Annotated in this window: 1 protein-coding gene; it reads right to left on the minus strand. The window is 64.3% G+C overall.

Annotated features, from left to right (window positions below; all coding sequences use genetic code 11):
* Positions 1-36: 36 nt before the first annotated feature.
* On the minus strand, positions 37-1,323 hold the full coding sequence (locus AB0M47_RS42760; RefSeq protein ID WP_363424781.1) for an IS256 family transposase: 1,287 nt from the start codon (positions 1,321-1,323) through the stop codon (positions 37-39).
* Positions 1,324-1,394 lie beyond the last annotated feature (71 nt).

Genomic DNA, 1,394 nt, shown 5'->3' on the forward strand with positions numbered 1-1,394 from the left:
GGGACTATCTCGTTAACGGTGTTTCCGGCGGTTTCCTCAGTAGGTTTCAGCTGCCGGGAATCGGTCGCTGAAGGTGATGGCGAACGCGTTCAGCGCGGGCTTCCAGCGCATCGTCCATCGGGTTCTGCCGGTGCCGGTCGGGTCCAGGGATCGGGTCACGAGATACAGGCACTTTAGCGCCGCCTGCTCGTTGGGGAAGTGCCCTCGGGCCTTGACCGCTCGCCGGTAGCGGGCGTTGAGGGACTCGATCGCGTTGGTCGAACAGATCACCTGGCGGATCTCCACGTCGTAATCCAGGAACGGGATGAACTCGCTCCAAGCGTTGTCCCACAACCGAATCACCGCGCCGTAGCGGTCGCCCCACTTGTCGGCCAAGGCGTCGAACGCCGCCCTGGCCGTAGTGGCGTTGACCGCGGTGTAGATCGGCTTGATGTCCCGCTTGAGCTCATCCCAGTACTTGCGGGAGGTCAACCGGAACGTGTTACGGATCAGATGGATGATGCAGGTCTGCACCACCGTTTGCGGCCACACATTCGTCACGACCTCGGGCAGACCCTTGAGCCCATCGCAGACCACGAAGAACACGTCCTTGACGCCACGGTTGCGCAGGTCGGTCAGCACGCTCATCCAGAACTTCGCGCCCTCACCGCCATTGCCGGCCCACAACCCGAGCACGTCCTTCTCCCCGTCGAGGGTGACGCCGATCGCGGCGTAGAACGGCCGGTTGCCGACCTGCCCGTCGCGGACCTTGACCACGATGGCGTCGATGAACACCGCGGCGTAGATCTCGTTCAGCGGGCGATGCGACCATTCGGTCATCTCGTCGACGACCTTGTCAGTGATGCGGCTGACCGTCTCCCGCGACACCGAAGCACCGTAGATCTCGGCGAAGTGCGCCGAGATCTCGCCGGTGGTTAGACCCTTGGCGTACAACGAAAGCACGATCTCGTCCACGCCTGACAATCGGCGCTGGCGCTTCTTAACGATCTGCGGCTGGAACGTGCTGGCCCGATCCCGGGGCACATCGATCTGCACCAGCCCGGACGCCTCGGTCAGCACCGTCTTGGGCCGGGTGCCGTTGCGGATGTTGTCGGCGCCAGCGCCGGCCGGATTGTGCTTCTCGTAGCCGAGGTGCTCGGTCATCTCCTCGTTGAGCGCCGTCTCCAGCACCGTCTTGGTCAACTGCTTGAGCAGCCCGTCCGGGCCGGTCAACGACAAGCCCTGCTCACGTGCCAGCCGCACCAGCTCCGCCGCGGCCTGCTCCTCAGCCGACGGCTCGACCTGCTTCTTCCTGGGGGTCACGTCATCCAGTGTCGCGGTCATCACGGCCGCCTTCCTCGCCGAGCACCACGCTCAGCGTGTCAGGCCGGAAACACCGTTAGATCCACAGTCCC

The organism is Hamadaea sp. NPDC051192, assembly GCF_040682475.1.
In the GTDB taxonomy this organism is placed as follows: domain Bacteria; phylum Actinomycetota; class Actinomycetes; order Mycobacteriales; family Micromonosporaceae; genus Hamadaea; species Hamadaea flava.